Here is a 1,064-nt window from a genome sequence, read left to right as displayed (position 1 = left end):
TTTGAACCGCCCCGGGATTGTCGGAGACTCAACATTCTGAGAGAATATGACAATGAAAAGACAAACCTACACTCCTGAGATTAAAGAACGCGCCGTTCGCATGCTGATTGAAGCGTCGAGCGACTATCCTTCCACATGGTCAGCCATTCAAGCCATAGCGTCAAAGATTGGCTGTACACCTGAGACACTGCGATCTTGGCATAAAAAGCACATTGATCAAACCATTCCTGCCTCAGTGCAGGCTCAAAGTGACAAAGAGCGCATCAAAGAACTTGAACGAGAGAATAGAGAACTCAAGCAAGCCAATGAGATTATACGTAAGGCTGCTGCTTTTTTCGCCCAGGCGGAGCTCGGCCGCCCACCGAAATAATGACTCAGTTTATTGATGATTACAAACACCTCTATGGGGTCGAGCCAATTTGTCGAGTATTACCGATTGCCCAATCAACCTATTATCGCGCTAAAGACTTAAGCAACAACCCACACAAGCGCTCATTGCGTTGCCACCATGATGACTTCTACATCAGCGAGATCAGGCGCATCTGGCAGGATAGCAAGTGCCGCTATGGTGTGCGTAAAGTATGGCAGCAGATGAAAGCAGACGGCATTCATGTCGCTCGTTGTACTATTGAGCGACTAATGAAGCAGCACGGTATGCAAGGAGTTTGGCGCGGTAAGAGTAAGATTACTACCAATAGTCGTGATGATCAGCTGCGGGCGAATGATTTAGTCAATCGTAACTTTAGCGCCCACCGCCCTAACCAGCTATGGGTTTCGGACTTCACTTATATCAAGACAACTAGCGGCTGGGTATACACGGCTTTTATTATTGATGTGTTTGCTCGCGCTATTGTGGGCTGGAAGGTGTCTAATCGCATGAACACCGATATGGTGATGGCAGCGCTCAATCAGGCCATTGCATACAGGAATAATCCTAAAGATGTGATTCATCATAGCGATAGAGGGGTTCAGTATTTATCCATTCGCTATACAGATAAGATGACGGACTCTGGTGTGATTGCCTCTGTTGGCACAACAGGGGATTCTTATGACAATGCCTTGGC

The 1,064-nt window shown here is 47.2% G+C and carries 1 pseudogene and 1 other annotated feature; the pseudogene reads left to right on the top strand.

The window, feature by feature from the left end:
* Nucleotides 1-52: 52 nt before the first annotated feature.
* Nucleotides 53-1,064 (top strand): annotated as a pseudogene (locus ACP69U_RS13825) (IS3 family transposase); the annotation flags it as partial.
* Nucleotides 328-444 (top strand) — a sequence feature (AL1L pseudoknot). Its footprint overlaps the pseudogene before it by 117 nt.

It is taken from the genome of Psychrobacter sp. TWR1-1-1 (assembly GCF_049895865.1).
GTDB classification, from domain to species: Bacteria; Pseudomonadota; Gammaproteobacteria; order Pseudomonadales; family Moraxellaceae; genus Psychrobacter; species Psychrobacter immobilis_A.
This window is presented reverse-complemented; position numbering and strand designations above follow the sequence as displayed.